This is a genomic window from Paenibacillus lentus (genome assembly GCF_003931855.1).
GTDB classification, from domain to species: domain Bacteria; phylum Bacillota; class Bacilli; order Paenibacillales; family Paenibacillaceae; genus Fontibacillus; species Fontibacillus lentus.
The window spans coordinates 4,390,293-4,407,521 of the sequence record NZ_CP034248.1 but is presented as its reverse complement, the minus strand read 5'-3'; the positions used below and the strand labels follow the sequence as shown (position 1 = coordinate 4,407,521).

Sequence of the window (17,229 nt, the reverse complement as noted above, 5' to 3'; positions counted from 1 at the left end):
AACTTGGCCGTTTTGTCCCATGTTGCGGTTATTTTACATCTATTTCAAATGTATTGAAAATAGATATGAAACAACCCGTCTCCTTAAGCTAAGACGGGTTGTTAGCGTTAAATCAGCTTGCGATAATGCTTCTCGCCATCATAGCTGAAGACGGCTTTCTTATCCTCGACGACGCTTTCCAAATGCACGGTGCGTCCCCAGAGACGCTGTACATGAGGGAGTGTCCTTTCCAGGTATTTCAAATCGAGCTCAATGCCCTCATATTGGTGTTTAAGCATAAGCTCCCCCGCACGGTTGAAATTACCGTCTTGAACGACGATGTAGGGGGCTCCTGCGTTGATCCGCGATTTTACCAATTGATCTCGGACATTCTCCCAGCTCTTGTCGGTAATCTTCCATTCGGGTCCTTGTTTTTCAAAAATGTAAAGATCGAGATCGTGCACGAGTTGCTTGGTTAAATAGCTGCGTAGAAATGAAATATCGGAATCCAGTTCGCGTACCTCAAAAATTTTTTCGCGCCCTTCTCCGGGCTGGCGCCCGAAGCGCCGCTGTTCTTCCTCGGTCGGATGATCCCATCGCCGCTCGATATCCTCGAATATTTTCAGGCCTAAGTAGTAGGGGTTCAAAGTGTGGCGAGATGGCTGAACGACCGAGGCGTTGAGTTTGGCGTACTCTACGGATTCCTCGCTAGTCAGATCCATTTCACGCAAAATGCGTTGGTGCCAATAGGAGGCCCAGCCCTCATTCATAATCTTCGTTTCCATTTGAGGCCAAAAGTACAGCATCTCTTCTCTAAGCATGCTGAGGATATCCCGCTGCCAATCCTCCAGCGTCTCAGAGTATTCCTGGATGAACCACATCATATCCTTCTCCGGCTGAGGAGGGAAGTTAGCGGAGCCCTTCCCTGGCTCTTCTGAATCGCTGCGCTTCTCTAGGCTCCAGAGATCCTCATACGGCCCCTTGTTCTCAGGCTGTGTCCCGGTCTGTTTTGCCCTTCGTATTAATTCCTCCGTTTGCTGACGTTTATCATAACGAAATGGCCGAATCAATTGCGGGTCGACATGCTCCTGAATAGCGAGAGCTGCATCGATGAACAATTCTACGGCATCAACACCGTGGATAAGCACATATTTGCTTATGCGCTCAGCGGTGGCGGACATGCTCTCGACCATGTCCCGATTTGTGGCCGAGAACCGCAAGTTATTTTTGAAAAAATCGCAGTGAGCCAGCACATGGGCTACGATCAATTTGTTCTGAATCAAGGAGTTCCCCTCTAACAGGAAGGCGTAGCAGGGGTTGGAGTTGATGACAAGCTCGTATATTTTGCTAAGGCCAAAGTCATATTGCATTTTCATTTTATTGAATATTTTTCCAAAACTCCAATGACTGAACCGCGTCGGCATACCGTAAGCGCCGAACGTGTAAATGATGTCCGCCGGACAAATTTCATAGCGCATCGGATAATAATCGAGTCCGAACCCGTCGGCAATCTCCATGATTTCGGCAATGGCATATTCCAGCTGCTTCATTTCCTCGTTCAACTGGCGCTACCTCCTTCCCGGCGGTGAAAAAATCGCTTCAATGCGTTGTATACCTCGCCTTTTTCTTTGATAACGTAATGCATAAATTTCTCCTGTTTAATGTGGCGATAGGCCGACATCAACGTGCTGCCTCGGTTATATTGATTGACCTCGCCATAACCAAACATGTTGCAGCGCTCCAATAATTCGCCGATTAGCTTAATGCAGCGGTCATTGTCAGAGGTTAAATTGTCACCATCGGAAAAGTGGAAGGGATAAATGTTATAGCTGGAGGAGGGATAACGGGAATCGATAATCTCCAGCGCTTTCTGATATACGGAAGAGCATATCGTGCCACCGCTTTCCCCTCTAGTGAAAAATTCTTCCTCGCTAACCTCTTTTGCCTCGGTATGGTGGGCCAGGAAAACGATTTCGACTTTTTCGTATTGACGTCTAAGAAAACGGGTCATCCAAAAAAAGAAGCTGCGGGCGCAATATTTCTCGAACGTACCCATCGATCCCGAGGTATCCATCATTGCTATGATGACGGCGCTAGATCTCGGCACGATGACGTCCTCCCATGTTTTGTAGCGCAAATCGTCCGGCGAAATGCCATGAATTCCGGGCGATCCAGATGTGGCATTACGGCGTAGATTTTCAAGAATGGTGCGCTTTTTGTCGATATTGGACATGAGCCCTTTTTTACGGACATCGTTAAAACGGACGGAGGTCGTCTCGAGTTCTTCCTTGTTTTTCTCCTCCATGAAGGGCAGTTCGAGCTCATCGAACAGCATCTCCTCCAAATCCTCGATGCTAATCTCGGCTTCGACGACGTCTTGCCCGGCTTTATTGCCTGCTTTGCTCCCTTTGCCGCCTTCATTCGGACTATCTTCGGCGAGTATATCTCCTACTTGGCTGTCTCCGTCGCCCTGTCCTACGTGCTTATGTTTTTGATAGTTATGGATAAATCGGTATTCCTCCAAGTTGCGGAGAGGGATTTTGACGATCCCTTTACCGTCGGACATGATTATGCTCTCCTCGGTGACAAGATCCGGGAGATTTTGTCTGATCACTTCCCGCACTTTCTCTTGATGGCGTTGCTGGTCCTGATAGCCTTTGCGATGAAGGGACCAATCTTCCTTTGAAACAATGAACGAATGCGGGCCAGGTGCAGATGACATGATGGACACCTCCCAATGAAATGGTTGGAAACAGTGAGAGTGGATGTAACTAAAGTATATTCAGGAGAGGGGACGATATGTGAGGGGAAGAGTTTACTTCATATGAATCGGCTGAACGGCGGTGAGAAATACAGTGTACCTGGTATAGGCGCTGAGTCCCTAGCCATTTTCAAGGACAATCGGTAAAATTGTAACATCGACAACATGCGAGAAAAGGAGCCCTCACTGTGATCAACGATAAAAATGGACTACTTCGGCAATTACTGTTAGAAGGGGGAACATATAAGTCATTGTATGTTCATCACCCGGATGCCATTTGTGTCATTGATGTGGAAGGGAATTATGTGGACGCCAATCCGGCAACCGAGAAAATGACGGGCTACCCGCCTGAACAATTTGTACAGCTGCCGCTGGAGCGACTGTTCTGTGAGGAAGAAAGAAAGAAGAGGGAGGAATGCTTTGGACGGGCACTGGAGCGAGAGTCCGGATATTTCCAGGCATCCTTCACGCATAAGAACGGCCGAATTCGTGAGGCTCACATTACCTATGTACCGATCGTTCACGAGGACGAAGTGATTGGGGTATATTCGATATCTAAAGATATCACAGAGGTCAGGGCTGTGGAGGAGAGCCTGAGGCAGTCCCAGCAGCTTTATGAACTGGTATCCAATTATGCAGAGGATGTCGTTGCATCCACGGATCTGAAGGGAAAATGCCTGTCAATCTCACCGGCGATTCGCTCTCAAGCGTCGATTGAATTCAATTCGACTGGTATCCCTGTAAGGATGATCGGGGTGGTGCAGGATATTACGGAGCGTCAGAAGATTGAGGCTGCATTGCGGGAGAGCGAGCGGCAGTTTCGGCTCATCTCCGAATATTCCATGGATTTGATTGCTCGGCACACTGCGGATGAGGAGGCGGTATTCTTATTCGCCTCGCAGTCCTCGGTCACCTTGCTCGGGTATGAGCCCGAGGAAATGGTCGGCTGCAGCGTTTATGAATTTTTTCATCCAGAGGACGTGCCGGTGGTTAAGGCGTATTTGGAGTCGCAGATGAAATCCCGCCAAGTTTATACAGTAACTTATCGCATTCGCTGTAAGGACGGGCAGTATATTTGGTTTGAAAGCACAGGGAGATACCGATACGATCAATTAACCGGAGAAATCGCTGAGATGATCGTCATTTCACGGGATGTGACTGAGCGCAAAGAAAGCGAACGGAGGTTGCAGGAAAGCCAGCAGCGCTATAAATCTTTGTTCGAATACAGTCCTGCCAGCGTATATTCCATGGATTTGCTGGGCCGGTATTTGACGTTGAATTCAAACTTCGAGCTGCTCACGGGTTATAATCGGGATGACCTTACGACAATGAGCTTTCACGACCTTATCGACCCGGCAGATCTCGTCAATACGATTCATCATTTTGAGCTGGCGAAGGAAGGGAAGCCGCAAACCTATGAAACCGTAGTTATCAATAAAGAGGGAAAAAAGATCGAAATTGCGGTTACAAATGTACCGATCATGGTAGATAAGCGCGTTGTCGGAGTGTATGGCTTAGTTAACGACATTACGGAAAGAAAGCGTTATGTGGAGCAGATTGAAAAGCTCAGCTACCAGCATTCGCTTATTTTGGGATCCGTATCCGAAGGGATTTACGGTCTTGATGAGAATGGAAGAACGGTCTTTATTAACAAGGCTGCTGCGAATATGCTTGGATATGAACAGGAGGATTTCATCGGGCAATCCGATCATTCTTTGATCCATCATACGACCAGCGAGGGAACGGACTACCCGGCGAAGCTGTGTCCGATTATTCAAACGATGAAGGACGGGATTTCACGGGCGGTGAACGAGGATGTATTCTGGAGAAGGGATGGCTCCAGCTTTCTAGTACAGTATACGGTGAATCCGATGGTTGAAAGAGGGCAAATTGTGGGTGCAGTCGTTGTATTTCACGATATAACGGGAGAACGGGAGATTTTGCGCGCGAAGGAGTCTGCAGAACGAACGGCGCTCGCGAAATCGGAGTTTTTGGCCACGATGAGTCATGAGATTCGGACTCCGATGAATGGCGTCATCGGCATGACTGATTTACTGCTGGAGACGGAGCTTAATGAGGAACAGCGGTATTATGCAGATATTATCTCGAGCAGCAGTCAGGCGCTTTTAGCGATTTTGGACGATGTACTGGATTTCAGCAAAATTGAGGCAGGAAAAATGGCGCTCGAATATGAGTTATTTGATTTAAATGCCTGTGTAGAAAGTGCCGTAGAGCTGTTTTTGCCTAGCGCAGACAAGAAGAATATTGCACTTACCTATTATATCGGTCCCCACGTGCCAGAGCTTATCGTTAGTGATCCCGTGCGATTACGGCAAATCCTCGTTAATTTAATTGGTAATGCTTTGAAATTTACGGAGCAGGGGGAAATTATCATCATGATTGCTAGACAAGAGATGCAAACTCCTTCATCTCTGCTGCTGGAAATTAGCGTATCAGATACGGGGATCGGCATTCCAGAGGATCAGCAATATAAATTATTCCAATCCTTCTCTCAGCTTCATCCTGTGGTGAATCGCAAATACGGGGGAACGGGACTTGGATTGGCTATATGTAAGAAAATGGTCGAATTGATGGGTGGGACGATTTCGGTAGATAGTAAGGAAGGGGAGGGCTCGACGTTTCGATTTACGCTGATTTGCGGCGAGCGGGAGAATGAAGAAGAGGGAGCGACGGGACGACAGGTTGAACAGCAAGTTTGCACCGACGAATCAGCAAAGCCTGATTATAATTTCGCTCTTTTGAAAGCGGAAGAGGAAGCTGCTGCTGCAACTATCGAAAAGACGGATTCGATGCAAGCATGTGATGCAGACGGGGGGAAACAGAACAGCTCGATCAGACGGGAGGGTCAACTATCGCTGCTGGTAGCAGAGGATCATCCGGTAAACTGTCAAATTTTTGTCCAAATGCTTGAGAAGCTCGGCTATGCGCCTCATGTTGCCCATAATGGTGTGGAAGCGGTAGAGGCTGTATCTAATCAGACCTATGATTTGATATTCATGGACATTGAGATGCCGGTGATGGACGGAATCAAGGCCTCGCGTTTAATCAGACAGTGGGTGCCGGTGGAGCAAATGCCTGTTATCATCGGCATGAGCAGTAATGAAATCATCGAGCAGCAGCGCGAACGCTGTTTGGCTAGCGGAATGGCAGGACTTTTAAGCAAGCCACTCTGCGGGAATGAGGTTGCTGTATTGCTGAGAGAGTGGAGCCATAGGCTCGGTAAATCCAATGCCTAAGCATGATAAAAAATGGACAAGCCGATGGCATCGTAATAACGAATCGTCGGCTTGTCCAAATTGTTCTATTTAATCGATTTTGTATATAAAATTCCGATTGTCTTGGCTCCGCAATGGCTGGAAATGACACATCCTGCATCGGATATGGCGACTTCTCTGGCCTTTGTTTTCGATTGCAATATTTCCTGCAGATGAAGGGCATCTTCATCTGCTAATGAATGGGTAATAAATATTAAGTCATTGTCCATGTCATCGATTTTGGCCAGCGCATTGTTAAGCAATTGCTCGAGTACTTTCTCGCGGCTGCCGCGGATTTTCGAGGCGGGTGTCATCTTTCCGTCAATAACTTTGATGACTGGCCGGATTTTAAGCAGGCTTCCTACCAAGTTCTGCATTCCGGAACATCTGCCGCCTTTATATAAGTAATCCAGGGAGTCTATAACGAATTCCGTTTCAACTTGGGGCCTTGTCTTCTCCAGCAAGGCAACAATTTCAGCTATGCTTTGGCCTTTATCTGCGGCTCTGACTGCTTTCATGACGAGCAATCCAATTCCGGTGGATAGGTTGAGCGAGTCAAAAACAGTGACCTGCCCCTCCTCAAACTCTTCAGCTGCGATAAGGGCATTCTGATAAGTAGAAGATAATTCAGAAGACAAACTAATGTACAAAATTTGCTGTCCTTGCTCAATCGCAGGGGTGAAGGCCTGGATAAAATCGGCGGGAGACGGTGCTGCCGTCTTCGGCAGGCGGCCGCTCTTCGCTACTTTGCTATACAACTGCGGCGTTGTAAGATCGACTCCGTCCTTGAACATTTCGTTCTCAAACGTTACGTAAAGCGGAACGATGCCGATATCGTAATCCTTGATCCATGCTTCTGGCAGATCGCAGGTACTGTCCGCAAATATTTTTATGGTTCGCAAAGTGATCCCTCCAAATGTAATTCGGATTATCCGATTCGTTCCTCGGAGCCCTTGCTCATATACATAATCGCCACGGTGTGGGGACCGCAGTGACTGGATATGACGCAGCCTGCTTCGGCAATTGCCACCTCGCGCGCCGGGGTCTGTTCTCTGAGAATTGCTGCCAGTCGGCGTGCCTCTTCTTCAGCTAGGGTGTGGGCTACGATAATTAAATCATCGTCCATTTGATCTTTTTTGGCAAGAGCGTTGTCGAGCATTTGTTGAACAGCCTTTTCCTTCTTGCCGCGGATTTTGTAGGCAGGAATAATGCTGCCGTCAACGACTCTAAGTACGGGCCGTATTTGAAGCAAGCTGCCAATGAAGTTCTGCATGCCCGAGCAGCGCCCCCCCTTGTACAGATATTCCAGCGTATCAATGACAAATTCGGTATTGACTAACTGTCTGGAGCGTTCAAGCAAAGCTGCGATCTCCACGGCGCTATGCCCTTGCTGTGAAGCTCTGATTGCTTTCATCACAAGCAGGCCGATGCCGCTGCATAAATTAAGCGAGTCTACGACTTGCACTCGTCCTTCTGGAAATTCCTCCGCGGCGATGAGCGCGTTCTGATATGTAGAAGATAGACTGGACGAAATGCTGATATAGACGATATCATATCCTTCTGCAATATGTGGTGCAAAGGCGTCTATAAAGTCTTTGGGAGAAGGGGCTGTCGTTTTCGGTAAGCTCCCAGCGGCAGCGACTCTCTCGTAAATGCCGACCGGAGTAATGTCGATACCGTCCCGATAGGTTTGGTCATCAAAGACGACATATAGCGGAATGATGCCGATACCGTAATCTGTGGCCCAAGACGCCGGCAGATCGGATGTGCTGTCCGCAAAAATTTTAACTTGTGCCATAAGTATCTCCTTAAATTCAAATAGTCCTGCTTTATTTTATCAAAAAGCAAGAGCTTTAACATCATTTCTATTTTTTTCACTAGAAAGTGTAGTTGGTAAACAGGGACTTACTACGGTGCGCTAACAAGAACATGCCTCCGCGATAACTTGTTTAGGGCTAACGGGAGGCAAGTTGTGTTGCTGGACTTATAGTTGCTGTAATGTACCGACGATAAATAGAAAGACAATCAACAGTACGGATAGTGAGGATAACACGGTGCCAATAATAGCAAACACCTTTTTACGGTTTTTGATAATAAGTCCGACAATGCCTAGAATGAGAGCGATCAAATTTATAATAGCTGCCCCGAATATGGCCAGAGTGCCCATAATTGCTGCGGGATCATTCGTTATGGTTTCCTCAATGTAAGCTGGATCTTGGATGGCCTGACCAACGGCGGCAATGATCAGGAAGAAAGCGATGAAATAACCGAGCAATGCAATGATGCTCATAACGAATGAGGCTATGCCAAGGCCGGAGTGTTTCCGACGGGCCGAGGGTTGGCCAGGTGCATAATCATAGTTGGGAGTTGGGGGTTGTGCCCCAGGTTCATAATTCATTAATAATCAAGCTCCTTTGTAGAGAATTAGTCACATTAACGTATAATCTTCCATAGATTCGGCAAAAAATCAAGAAAAAATTCATTTTAGTGCCAGTTCTGGCAAAGGTGACGCAGCCTGGGTTATGATAGGTAAGTAGATTTGAAGTTTGAAAGGCAAACTTTTCGGGAGGGATATCTATGCAGCGAAAAATAGCTGGAATAGGAGCAATAATTATGCTGTTGGCCGTTGCTCTTGGCGCTTTTGGAGCTCATGTGCTGGAGCCGATCATTCAAGACTCGATCGAGACGTACAAGACTGGGGTTCAATATCATATGATCCATGGCATAGGAATAATCCTCGTTGCGTTAGCAGCCGGTATATGGGGGGAGAGTGGAAAGCTGCGCTGGTCGGCCTGGCTGTTCTTGATTGGAATCGTATTGTTCTCCGGTAGCCTCTACCTGCTATCGGTGATGGGCTGGAGATGGCTGGGTCCCATCACTCCGCTTGGGGGAGTTTCTTTCATTGCTGGATGGCTTCTGCTTGCCCTATCGGCGTGGGACCAGACAGGACAAAAATAAATGAGTATTTAACAAAATGCTGCGCTATCCTCTGGGGACGGCACAGCATTTTGTATGTCTTGCATATTACTGAGTCTGATTGGGAGCTTTAGGCATCCATGAAATCAATGACTTCGCTAAGCGTGAAGGTATATACCTGCTTCTCGTCAACATGATATACATTGATGGTGTAGGTTTCCACTTGGAAATTCAATATACGGCAAGGGATGTTAACGCGTTCTCCGTTACGGTTAATCAAAAGCCGAACTAGGCGATTCTCCGAAATGTACTTCTGGATCCATTCCTGGAAATTTCCACTCATGGCAACGGCGGCGAAGCTGTTTTCAGCATTTGGCGCGATCTTTGTCTTGTCTGTTGCCTCACTATTGTCATCCGCTTTGTCATGAGATATGTCAGAAGATTCTTGTTTGGTGGATGTGTTCGTTGTAAGTCGTTTGTATGATCTGGAGATGATCGATTGCTTCTTAGCGGCAAGTAGGGAGTCGATCACTTCCCCAAGCTCAATCCCTGAGTTGATTCGATAATCAATAATTTGTTCTCCGCTGTTCAGCAACTGAAGCAGCGATTGGAGTGCGACGGCGTTTGATTTGCTCTTCACCAAAATTTCCACATTAAACAAATAACCTAGTTGCTCATGATCATTATTGTTGTGATTGTCCATAAATCCCCCAGTAACACATGTTAAGTATCGTTGCTCTTAGATGTCAGGTAATTATGAAATTACCCATTAATCATAGCATCGCTTGATAGACAATCATAGCCCTAAAGGTTCAAATTAAAACTTTTTCTCTTATAGTTACAATAGAAAGTGCATTTTCTGAAAAAAGATGAAAAAAATTACAATATACTCTCTACACCTTGAGTATAACGATGGTTGCACTAGGGCTTCAACAAGGCTGCCAAATTGTCACGAAATGGGGGTTTAATGATCCCTTTCTCTGTAATAATGGCCGTTATTAAATGATGCGGAGTAACATCAAAGGAAGGATTGAATACTTTAATGCCGGATGGTGCCGTTCTTTTACCAAACCCTTCAGTTACTTCATGCTCCGGACGTTCCTCAATAGGAATGAGCTCTCCGCTCTCTGTATCCAGATCGATCGTGGACAATGGCGAAGCCACGTAGAATGGAATGTTGTGGGCTTTCGCCAACACAGCAAGGCTGTATGTCCCGATTTTATTTGCCACATCGCCGTTAGCGGCAACTCGGTCTGTCCCTACGATGACAGCATCAATCCAGCCTTTGGACATGACTAGGCCGGCCATGTTGTCGCAGAGCAGGGTTACATCGATGCCAGCCTGCTGTAGCTCGAAGGCGGTCAGTCTTGCCCCCTGAAGAACAGGCCTTGTTTCGTTGGCGTATATTTTAAGGGATATACCTTGCTCCTGCGCGAGATAAAATGGGGCTAAAGCCGTGCCGTATTTGGCGGTAGCCAGGCCTCCGGCATTGCAATGAGTAAGGACTCCCATCCCTGAATTAAACAGGGGGAGTGCATGCTGTCCGATTTTTCGGCATACTTCTTCATCTTCCCGATGAATCGCCACCGCTTCTGCCAGCAATCCCTCATTACGTAAAGCGCGGCTGCTCTGATCCTTCGCGAGCTGTGCAGCCCGCTCTTTCATTCGGTCAAGCGCCCAGAACAGGTTAACCGCCGTCGGGCGCGACGTGGCCAAATGATCGGCAGCAGCCAGTACGTGCTCCAGCCAGTGCTTGTTGTTGTCTCCTTGGAAGGAGTACGCTCCCAGCACCACGCCATAGGCCGCAGCGATGCCGATAGCTGGAGCTCCCCGCACCTTCATGGTATGTATACCTTCCCATACCTCTTCTGGAGTCGTTAATTCTAGAAAAACGATCTTCTCAGGCAGCAGTCGCTGATCAAGCATCAGGAGCTTGCCCTGATCCCAGCAGAGACTAAGCAGAGGCTTGTTGCTTTGCTGCTTTGCTAGGGAGAGATCGGTGTTATTGTTATGAGGCTCAGTTGTCATACGTTAGCACCTTCCTTGGCTGCGGCCGCTTCGGCCCATTCAATCACCTCGGCTATGGAAGCCGCCATTCTGCCTTGCTTTACAAGCCGTTTGCCGATCTCCAGTGCCGTGATCTTAGCTTGACGGCGGTGTAGTTCACTTTCAATCGTATCAATGTCCGCGACATGAGATAGTCCCACGATTCGGCGAATCACTTTGCAGCCAGCAAAGCCGATTGTGTCCTGGAGTATTTTTCTCATGTAGAGATCTTGGTAACCAGGCGTCTTCGACATGAAGTCTATGCCGTTTGCATCCCAAAGCTTGCGGAAATTTTGCTCAAAATGATTCCATACGCCGTTAATGGTTGAAAGAAGCCATGCCCGGCGCTCCTGTAAAATATCATGATTGTCGCACCAGCCGGGCTGTGCAGCGTAATTCAACAGTAAATTTGCGATAACAGCCCCAATATCAAAGCCGATCGGTCCGTAGTAGGCAAATTCGGGATCGATCACTTTGGTGGAGTCGGAGGTGACGAAGATGCTGCCGGTATGCAAATCGCCATGGAGCAGCGCCTCTCCGTGCGTAAGAAACTTCTCTCGAAGCAAGGCCACTTCCAGATGGAGGGCATGATCCTGCCACAGCTTCTCGGCTTCCGAACGAATGTCTTCTGTAAAGTTGTTATTATCCGCATTTCGGTACGGATCCTCAAAAATGAGGTCCTCGGTAATTTTGCACAAATCAGGATTAGCAAAACGCGCGGATCGCAGCTTTTTGTCCTGCTGATTCATCCCCAGGTCAGAGGTGTAGAACAGTGTGGTAGCGATAAAAAGGCCGATATGCTCTGCAAAATTGTCGTAGGTGTTTCCGTCGATTAGACCTTGGCGCAGAATCGTATAGTCTGACAAGTCCTCCATGACGGTAATCGCCAGCTCGTTATCTCCCCCATAGATTGCTGGGACGAGCTCAGGGCAGAGCTGGTGCTGAATTTCCAGCGCTTCCCGTTCGATGCGGGCGCGATCGAGGCTAAGCGGCCATGATTCTCCAACGACTTTGGCATAAGGCAGGGCCTGTTTGATGATTAGACTCCTATTTTGCTGCGGGTCGGAAATTCTGAACACCAGATTCAAATTACCGTCCCCAATCTCTTCACAAGCAAGTAGGGCATTCGCGGCGAAAAAACCGGTAATCGACTTGGCATAGGCTATGGCATCCTCTGGTGAAAAGGCATGATATAAGGACATATTTAAGACACCTCCAAATGTATTATCTGTTTAAATTTGCTTCTATTTAAAATATAGAAAACATCATTTAAATAAGTTTAAAGTTAGTATATCGGAAAACTATGTTATTGGCATTACTTTTTTGAAATCCCCCCAAATCGGTTATGATGTATACAGAGCGGAAGCAAAAATGCTTATGTTGTTTCGTAAAAACTGGACTAGGGTAACATAATATTACGGGTGTTGCGCCCGCTAAATAACATGTATTCATTTCAGGCATGATTTTCGCGCTCTGAGGTGAACATATAATAATATGTAGAAATGAGGGATTGACTTATGGCTAAAGCTGATTCACAGTCTGCGAATAAGACAGGTAAGGCTAGTTTGGAACAGGTACTTAACGAGCAGGTTGCTAACCTGAACGTATTGTATGTTAAATTACACAGTTATCATTGGTATGTTAAAGGTGAAAATTTCTTTACGTTACATGCTAAATTTGAAGAGTTTTATGATGAGGTTACTGAGAAAATGGATGCCGTTGCCGAACGCCTGCTCACGATTAAAGGAAGTCCGGCGGCTACGATGAAAGAGTATCTGGAAATCGCTACGATTCAGGAAGCTACCGGGAAGGAAGACGAGCGTGCTATGGTTCAGACGTTGGTTGAGGACTTCGCCACCCTGTCGGAATCGTGCCAGGAAGGCATCGAGCTTGCAGACAAAGAAGGCGATGAAGCGACAGCCGATTTGTTGACCGGCTTCAAAGGCGATTTGGAGAAGCATATGTGGATGCTTCGTACGTATTTAGGATAAGGCGAGTAAGTAGCACAGTAGGGGCTTAATTTCGCTCATAACGGTTAAGCCCCTGAAAGCAATAAAGGCAGCCTAACAGGGAGTCCCTGGGGCTGTTTTTTCTTGAGCGCCTGTCTCATCCTAGCTTGTGCATAGTTGTGAAGTGTTTCTTAGTTTGGAGTTCCCGGAGCAAACGTGCTCGTGGAAATATGAACTTTATTCCCGGTGCCGCAGATTTTCCGAGAAGTAATGACAGTTGTCTACTTCAACAGATTACTTACGACATGTTTACGACAAAAGAAGGAAGGATACGTCTGTTTTTCCTTAAAACAGCACCAAAACAGCACTCTATATGGCCTATTTCAAGCTGAGTCACGTTGATTAAGCCTCTGAAGTAGGTTAGAATAAAATGAGAATCAATGAGAATCACTTAGAATAATTCTAAAGTGAGAATTATTGTGCTATAATGCAGGAGCAAAGGGAGGCGTCCCTTTAATAATATACGTTAATTATTTAACGACTTAATGGAGGGAGCAATAAATATGGCTACACATTTCGTTATTGAAGGACTTAAAGCGACAATAGAAGAAAAGGAGATTCTTAAGGGAATCGATATTGAAATAAAGGGTGGGGAAGTCCACGCCATCATGGGACCGAACGGAACGGGGAAAAGTACGCTGGCTTCCGCGTTAATGGGTCATCCTAAGTATGAAGTTACCGAAGGAAAAGTACTCCTTGACGGAGAGGATTTACTGGAAATGGAAGTGGATGAGCGTGCTCGCGCGGGGATGTTCCTTGCTATGCAATATCCGAGCGAAATTGCCGGAGTGACGAATTCCGACTTCCTTCGCAGTGCGATTAACGCCCGCCGTGGGGAAGGCAATGAAGTTTCCCTCATTAAATTTATCCGCCAAATGGAGAGCAAAATGAAGGAGCTTGAAATGAATCCTGAATTTGCCCATCGTTATTTGAACGAAGGCTTCTCTGGCGGTGAGAAAAAACGGAACGAAATTTTACAAATGATGCTCCTTGATCCAAAGATCGTTATTCTTGACGAGGTTGACTCCGGTCTTGACATTGACGCATTACGCATCGTAGCCGAAGGTGTGAACTCTATGCGCAGTGAGGATCGCGGATTCTTGATCATTACTCACTACCAACGCCTCTTAGACTACATCAAGCCTGATTTTGTCCATGTTATGATGCAAGGACGCATCGTGAAATCCGGCGGTCCAGAGCTCGCTGAGCGTTTGGAGAAGGACGGATACGATTGGATTAAGGAAGAGCTTGGTATTGTTGACGAGACAGTGGGAGAGCAAGTTTAACGCGAGAAGGAAGGAGGAGCTAAGATGACTACACAAACCGTTCTACCGGTAGAACCGGATGTTTTGAAGACCGCTTCCGTGAGCAACGGAGAACCGGCTTGGTTGACTGAAAGTCGCGTGAATGCGCTGAAGCTTGCGGCAGAGCTACCATTGCCGCAGCTGGAGAAGACGAGAATTGATCGTTGGAATTTGCAAAATTACGGAACGCCGCGCCAAGGGAAAGCAGATGTGGCACAGGAAATTCCTGAAATCGTGTCTGCCTTGGTCGACTTGAAAGAGCAGAGCAATCTGATCGTTCAGCGCAATTCAGCTGCTGTATTTACGAAGCTATCCGCTGATCTGGCAGCTAAAGGCGTTATCTTTACTGATCTGGAGACGGCTGCCCGTGAACATGGTGATCTGGTGCAGAAATATTTGTACACGGTCGTGAAGACTGAAGAGAACCTGCTTACTGCTCTTCATTCCGCCATGTGGAGTGGGGGAGTCTTCCTCTATGTTCCCAAGAATGTAGAGATTGAGGTTCCGCTGCAGAGTATTTTCCTAGTAGACGACAGCAAATCCGTATTTGCTCCGCACGTATTGATCGTGGCTGAAGCAAACAGCCGTGTAACCTATGTGGATAATTATATTTCCGGCGATCTTTCAGACCCTATCGTTCATAACGGTGTGGCTGAAGTGATTGTGCAAGCAGGAGCAAAGGTTCAATTTGCGACTGTGCATGATTTGAGTGAGAAGACGACTGATTTGACATACCGTCGCTCCGTGATCGAAAATGACGGGCGCATTGAATGGATCATTGGGGAAATGAACGCAGGCGATACAATGAGCGATACGTCATCGGTACTGAAAGGCAACGGTTCAACATCCGATGCTAAGGTCATCGCGATCGGATCGGGTTCCCAGAAAATGAACTATACGACGAGAGCTGTTCACTTCGGTAAGAACTCGGATAGTCAGATGATTACTCGTGCGGTCATGCGCGAGCAGGCCACAGCGATTATCAATGGTGTAACGAAGATTGAACATGGCGCTACAAAGGCGAACGGCGAGCAAACTGAGAAGGTGCTTATGCTAAGTCCGAAGGCGCGCGGTGACGCGAATCCTATCCTTCTTATCGATGAGGATGATGTAACGGCAGGTCATGCGGCATCTGTGGGTCAAGTGAATCCTGAACAGATTTATTATTTGATGTCCCGTGGGATTACGAAAGAAGAAGCAGAACGTCTCATTATTTACGGATTCCTTGCTCCTGTAGTGGCCGATATTCCTCTGGAGAAGCTGCAGCAGCAACTGCAGACATTAGTTGAAGGGAAGCTAGGACAATGAACCCGGCGCTGATTAAGGAACAGTTCCCTATTCTGAATCAGGAGATCAATGGGCACCCACTCGTCTACCTTGATAGCGCCGCAAGTTCTCAGAAGCCCCGGAAGGTGCTCGATGCGCTGAAGCATTACTACGAATGGGATAATGCGAACGTGCATCGCGGGGTCCATACGCTGGGCAGCCGTGCAACGGATGATTATGAATCGGCTCGTGAGAGGGTGGCCCGTTTTATCGGGGCGGAGCATACGGAAGAAATTATCTTTACCCGTGGAACGACGACGGCGATTAACCTTGTCGCTTCGTCATACGGTTCATCCGCCCTCGGCGAGAGCGATGAAATTGTCATCACACAGATGGAGCATCACAGCAATCTAATACCTTGGCAGCAACTGGCCTTAAAGACGGGAGCTGTCTTGAAATTTATTCCGCTTCAGCCGGACGGCAGTGTTGCTTTGGCTGATGTGGAGAAAACCGTGACCCCTAAGACGAAGATCGTAGCAATGTCATATGTATCGAACGTGCTTGGCGTGGTGAACCCAGTGAAGCAGATTGCTGAAATTGCCCATCGTCACGGAGCCGTTATGGTGGTTGACGGGGCTCAGAGCACACCGCATATGAAGGTGGATGTTCAGGAGCTAGGCTGCGATTTCTATGCCTTCTCCGGTCATAAGATGTGCGCTCCGACCGGGATTGGGGTACTATATGGTAAGAAGCGTTTGCTTGAGGCCATGGAACCGATCGAATACGGCGGAGAAATGATCGACGATGTAGGATTGTACGAATCGACCTGGAAAGAGCTTCCCTACAAATTTGAGGGGGGTACTCCCATTATTGCCGGAGCCGTTGGATTGGCGGCAGCTATCGATTTCCTGGAGGAGATCGGTATGGATGAAATCCATCGTCATGAAATGAAGCTGGCAGCCTATTCAATCGAGCGTCTGTCTGAAATTGACGGAGTAACGATTTACGGGCCTCGGGAAAGGGAAGTCGGGTTGATAACGTTCAATCTTGACGATGTTCACCCACATGATGTTGCCACAGTATTGGATGCATCGGGCATCGCGATTCGGGCAGGACATCATTGCTGCCAACCGCTCATGCGCTGGCTTGAAGCGAGTGCGACGGCGAGAGCTAGCTTCTACTTGTACAATACGGAAGAAGACATCGATCGTTTGGCCGACGCTTTAATCCAAGCAAAGGAGTATTTCAAGTAATGCAATTGGATGACTTGTATCGACGCGTTATTATGGATCATTATAAAAATCCCCGTAACCGGGGTAAGTTTGATGATGACGTCTTGACTGTGGATTTGAATAATCCGACCTGCGGGGATCGCATATCTCTACAGCTTATCGTTGAAGAAGGAATCGTAAAGAACGCGCGCTTCACTGGAGAAGGCTGCTCGATCAGTATGTCCTCCGCATCGATGATGACAGAGGCCGTCAAGGGGCTTACCTTCGAGCATGCCCTCCAGTTAGCAGAACGATTCTCTTCGCTGATGAAGGGCGAGGAGGTTCAATTTGACGAACTGGAAGATATCGAGGCTCTATCCGGAGTAAATAAATTTCCTGCACGGATCAAATGCGCGACGCTAGCCTGGAACGCATTGAAGAAAGGGATTCAAGAGTCATAAA

16 protein-coding genes are annotated in these 17,229 nt (G+C 47.5%); 8 read left to right on the top strand and 8 right to left on the bottom strand.

The window, feature by feature from the left end; all coding sequences use genetic code 11:
- Positions 1 to 107: 107 nt before the first annotated feature.
- Positions 108 to 1,529: a SpoVR family protein gene (locus tag EIM92_RS19980; RefSeq protein ID WP_425464214.1), complete on the bottom strand. Its 1,422-nt coding sequence runs from the start codon at positions 1,527 to 1,529 to the stop codon at positions 108 to 110.
- Positions 1,530 to 1,537: 8 nt separating this feature from the next.
- A complete protein-coding gene (gene yhbH / locus EIM92_RS19975) occupies positions 1,538 to 2,701 on the bottom strand; it encodes a sporulation protein YhbH (protein ID WP_125084330.1) in 1,164 nt (387 codons plus the stop codon).
- 15 nt (positions 2,702 to 2,716) lie between these two features.
- Between yhbH and EIM92_RS23795 the strand changes: the two genes are divergently transcribed.
- The gene (locus EIM92_RS23795) at positions 2,717 to 2,887 is read left to right on the top strand and encodes a hypothetical protein (RefSeq protein ID WP_164515161.1); all 171 of its coding nucleotides are present in this window, start codon (positions 2,717 to 2,719) and stop codon (positions 2,885 to 2,887) included.
- 41 nt (positions 2,888 to 2,928) lie between these two features.
- Positions 2,929 to 5,997: a PAS domain S-box protein gene (locus EIM92_RS19970; protein WP_125084329.1), complete on the top strand. Its 3,069-nt coding sequence runs from the start codon at positions 2,929 to 2,931 to the stop codon at positions 5,995 to 5,997.
- Positions 5,998 to 6,062: 65 nt separating this feature from the next.
- On the opposite strand, the gene EIM92_RS19965 is transcribed toward EIM92_RS19970, so the two are convergent.
- The 3 genes from EIM92_RS19965 to EIM92_RS19955 form a co-directional block, all read right to left on the bottom strand.
- Entirely contained in the window at positions 6,063 to 6,917 is an 855-nt protein-coding gene (locus tag EIM92_RS19965; protein ID WP_125084328.1) for a DegV family protein, read from the bottom strand.
- 26 nt (positions 6,918 to 6,943) lie between these two features.
- Complete coding sequence (locus tag EIM92_RS19960; protein ID WP_125084327.1) at positions 6,944 to 7,813, bottom strand: DegV family protein; 870 nt, start codon at positions 7,811 to 7,813, stop codon at positions 6,944 to 6,946.
- 186 nt (positions 7,814 to 7,999) lie between these two features.
- Positions 8,000 to 8,413: a hypothetical protein gene (locus EIM92_RS19955; RefSeq protein WP_125084326.1), complete on the bottom strand. Its 414-nt coding sequence runs from the start codon at positions 8,411 to 8,413 to the stop codon at positions 8,000 to 8,002.
- 179 nt (positions 8,414 to 8,592) lie between these two features.
- Between EIM92_RS19955 and EIM92_RS19950 the strand changes: the two genes are divergently transcribed.
- A complete protein-coding gene (locus EIM92_RS19950; RefSeq protein ID WP_125084325.1) occupies positions 8,593 to 8,973 on the top strand; it encodes a DUF423 domain-containing protein in 381 nt (126 codons plus the stop codon).
- Between the two features lie 88 nt (positions 8,974 to 9,061).
- Here the strand turns inward: EIM92_RS19950 and EIM92_RS19945 are convergent, their stop codons facing one another.
- The 3 genes from EIM92_RS19945 to mtnK form a co-directional block, all read right to left on the bottom strand.
- Complete coding sequence (locus EIM92_RS19945; protein ID WP_125084324.1) at positions 9,062 to 9,634, bottom strand: hypothetical protein; 573 nt, start codon at positions 9,632 to 9,634, stop codon at positions 9,062 to 9,064.
- Between the two features lie 218 nt (positions 9,635 to 9,852).
- Positions 9,853 to 10,959, bottom strand: a complete 1,107-nt coding sequence (mtnA, locus tag EIM92_RS19940; RefSeq protein WP_125084323.1) for an S-methyl-5-thioribose-1-phosphate isomerase — start codon at positions 10,957 to 10,959, stop codon at positions 9,853 to 9,855.
- Positions 10,956 to 12,179 (bottom strand): S-methyl-5-thioribose kinase, encoded by a 1,224-nt coding sequence (gene mtnK / locus EIM92_RS19935; RefSeq protein WP_125084322.1) that lies wholly within the window; start codon positions 12,177 to 12,179, stop codon positions 10,956 to 10,958. Before mtnK ends, mtnA begins: the two co-directional genes overlap by 4 nt.
- 315 nt (positions 12,180 to 12,494) lie before the next feature.
- On the opposite strand from mtnK, the gene EIM92_RS19930 reads away from it, so the two are divergent.
- The 5 genes from EIM92_RS19930 to sufU all read left to right on the top strand — a co-directional run bounded on the left by EIM92_RS19930 (position 12,495) and on the right by sufU (position 17,228).
- On the top strand, positions 12,495 to 12,968 hold the full coding sequence (locus EIM92_RS19930) for a Dps family protein (protein WP_125084321.1): 474 nt from the start codon (positions 12,495 to 12,497) through the stop codon (positions 12,966 to 12,968).
- 521 nt (positions 12,969 to 13,489) lie between these two features.
- Positions 13,490 to 14,272 carry a Fe-S cluster assembly ATPase SufC gene (sufC, locus tag EIM92_RS19925; protein ID WP_125084320.1) on the top strand — a complete coding sequence of 261 codons (783 nt, stop codon included), beginning with the start codon at positions 13,490 to 13,492 and terminating at the stop codon, positions 14,270 to 14,272.
- Positions 14,273 to 14,296: 24 nt separating this feature from the next.
- The gene (gene sufD, locus EIM92_RS19920) at positions 14,297 to 15,598 is read left to right on the top strand and encodes a Fe-S cluster assembly protein SufD (protein WP_125084319.1); all 1,302 of its coding nucleotides are present in this window, start codon (positions 14,297 to 14,299) and stop codon (positions 15,596 to 15,598) included.
- Positions 15,595 to 16,809 carry a cysteine desulfurase gene (locus EIM92_RS19915; RefSeq protein ID WP_125084318.1) on the top strand — a complete coding sequence of 405 codons (1,215 nt, stop codon included), beginning with the start codon at positions 15,595 to 15,597 and terminating at the stop codon, positions 16,807 to 16,809. The genes sufD and EIM92_RS19915 overlap by 4 nt, the downstream gene beginning before the upstream one ends.
- On the top strand, positions 16,809 to 17,228 hold the full coding sequence (sufU, locus tag EIM92_RS19910) for a Fe-S cluster assembly sulfur transfer protein SufU (protein WP_125084317.1): 420 nt from the start codon (positions 16,809 to 16,811) through the stop codon (positions 17,226 to 17,228). The genes EIM92_RS19915 and sufU overlap by 1 nt, the downstream gene beginning before the upstream one ends.
- The last annotated feature ends 1 nt before the right edge of the window (position 17,229 follow it).

Coding starts and splice junctions, on each gene's coding strand:
- EIM92_RS19980 (WP_425464214.1), bottom strand. CDS start 1,529: ATGAAGCAGCTGGAATATGCCATTGCCGAAATCATGGAGATTGCCGAC.
- yhbH (WP_125084330.1), bottom strand. CDS start 2,701: ATGTCATCTGCACCTGGCCCGCATTCGTTCATTGTTTCAAAGGAAGAT.
- EIM92_RS23795 (WP_164515161.1), top strand. CDS start 2,717: ATGAAATGGTTGGAAACAGTGAGAGTGGATGTAACTAAAGTATATTCA.
- EIM92_RS19960 (WP_125084327.1), bottom strand. CDS start 7,813: ATGGCACAAGTTAAAATTTTTGCGGACAGCACATCCGATCTGCCGGCG.
- EIM92_RS19955 (WP_125084326.1), bottom strand. CDS start 8,413: ATGAATTATGAACCTGGGGCACAACCCCCAACTCCCAACTATGATTAT.
- EIM92_RS19950 (WP_125084325.1), top strand. CDS start 8,593: ATGCAGCGAAAAATAGCTGGAATAGGAGCAATAATTATGCTGTTGGCC.
- EIM92_RS19945 (WP_125084324.1), bottom strand. CDS start 9,634: ATGGACAATCACAACAATAATGATCATGAGCAACTAGGTTATTTGTTT.
- mtnA (WP_125084323.1), bottom strand. CDS start 10,959: ATGACAACTGAGCCTCATAACAATAACACCGATCTCTCCCTAGCAAAG.
- mtnK (WP_125084322.1), bottom strand. CDS start 12,179: ATGTCCTTATATCATGCCTTTTCACCAGAGGATGCCATAGCCTATGCC.
- EIM92_RS19930 (WP_125084321.1), top strand. CDS start 12,495: ATGGCTAAAGCTGATTCACAGTCTGCGAATAAGACAGGTAAGGCTAGT.
- sufC (WP_125084320.1), top strand. CDS start 13,490: ATGGCTACACATTTCGTTATTGAAGGACTTAAAGCGACAATAGAAGAA.
- sufD (WP_125084319.1), top strand. CDS start 14,297: ATGACTACACAAACCGTTCTACCGGTAGAACCGGATGTTTTGAAGACC.
- EIM92_RS19915 (WP_125084318.1), top strand. CDS start 15,595: ATGAACCCGGCGCTGATTAAGGAACAGTTCCCTATTCTGAATCAGGAG.
- sufU (WP_125084317.1), top strand. CDS start 16,809: ATGCAATTGGATGACTTGTATCGACGCGTTATTATGGATCATTATAAA.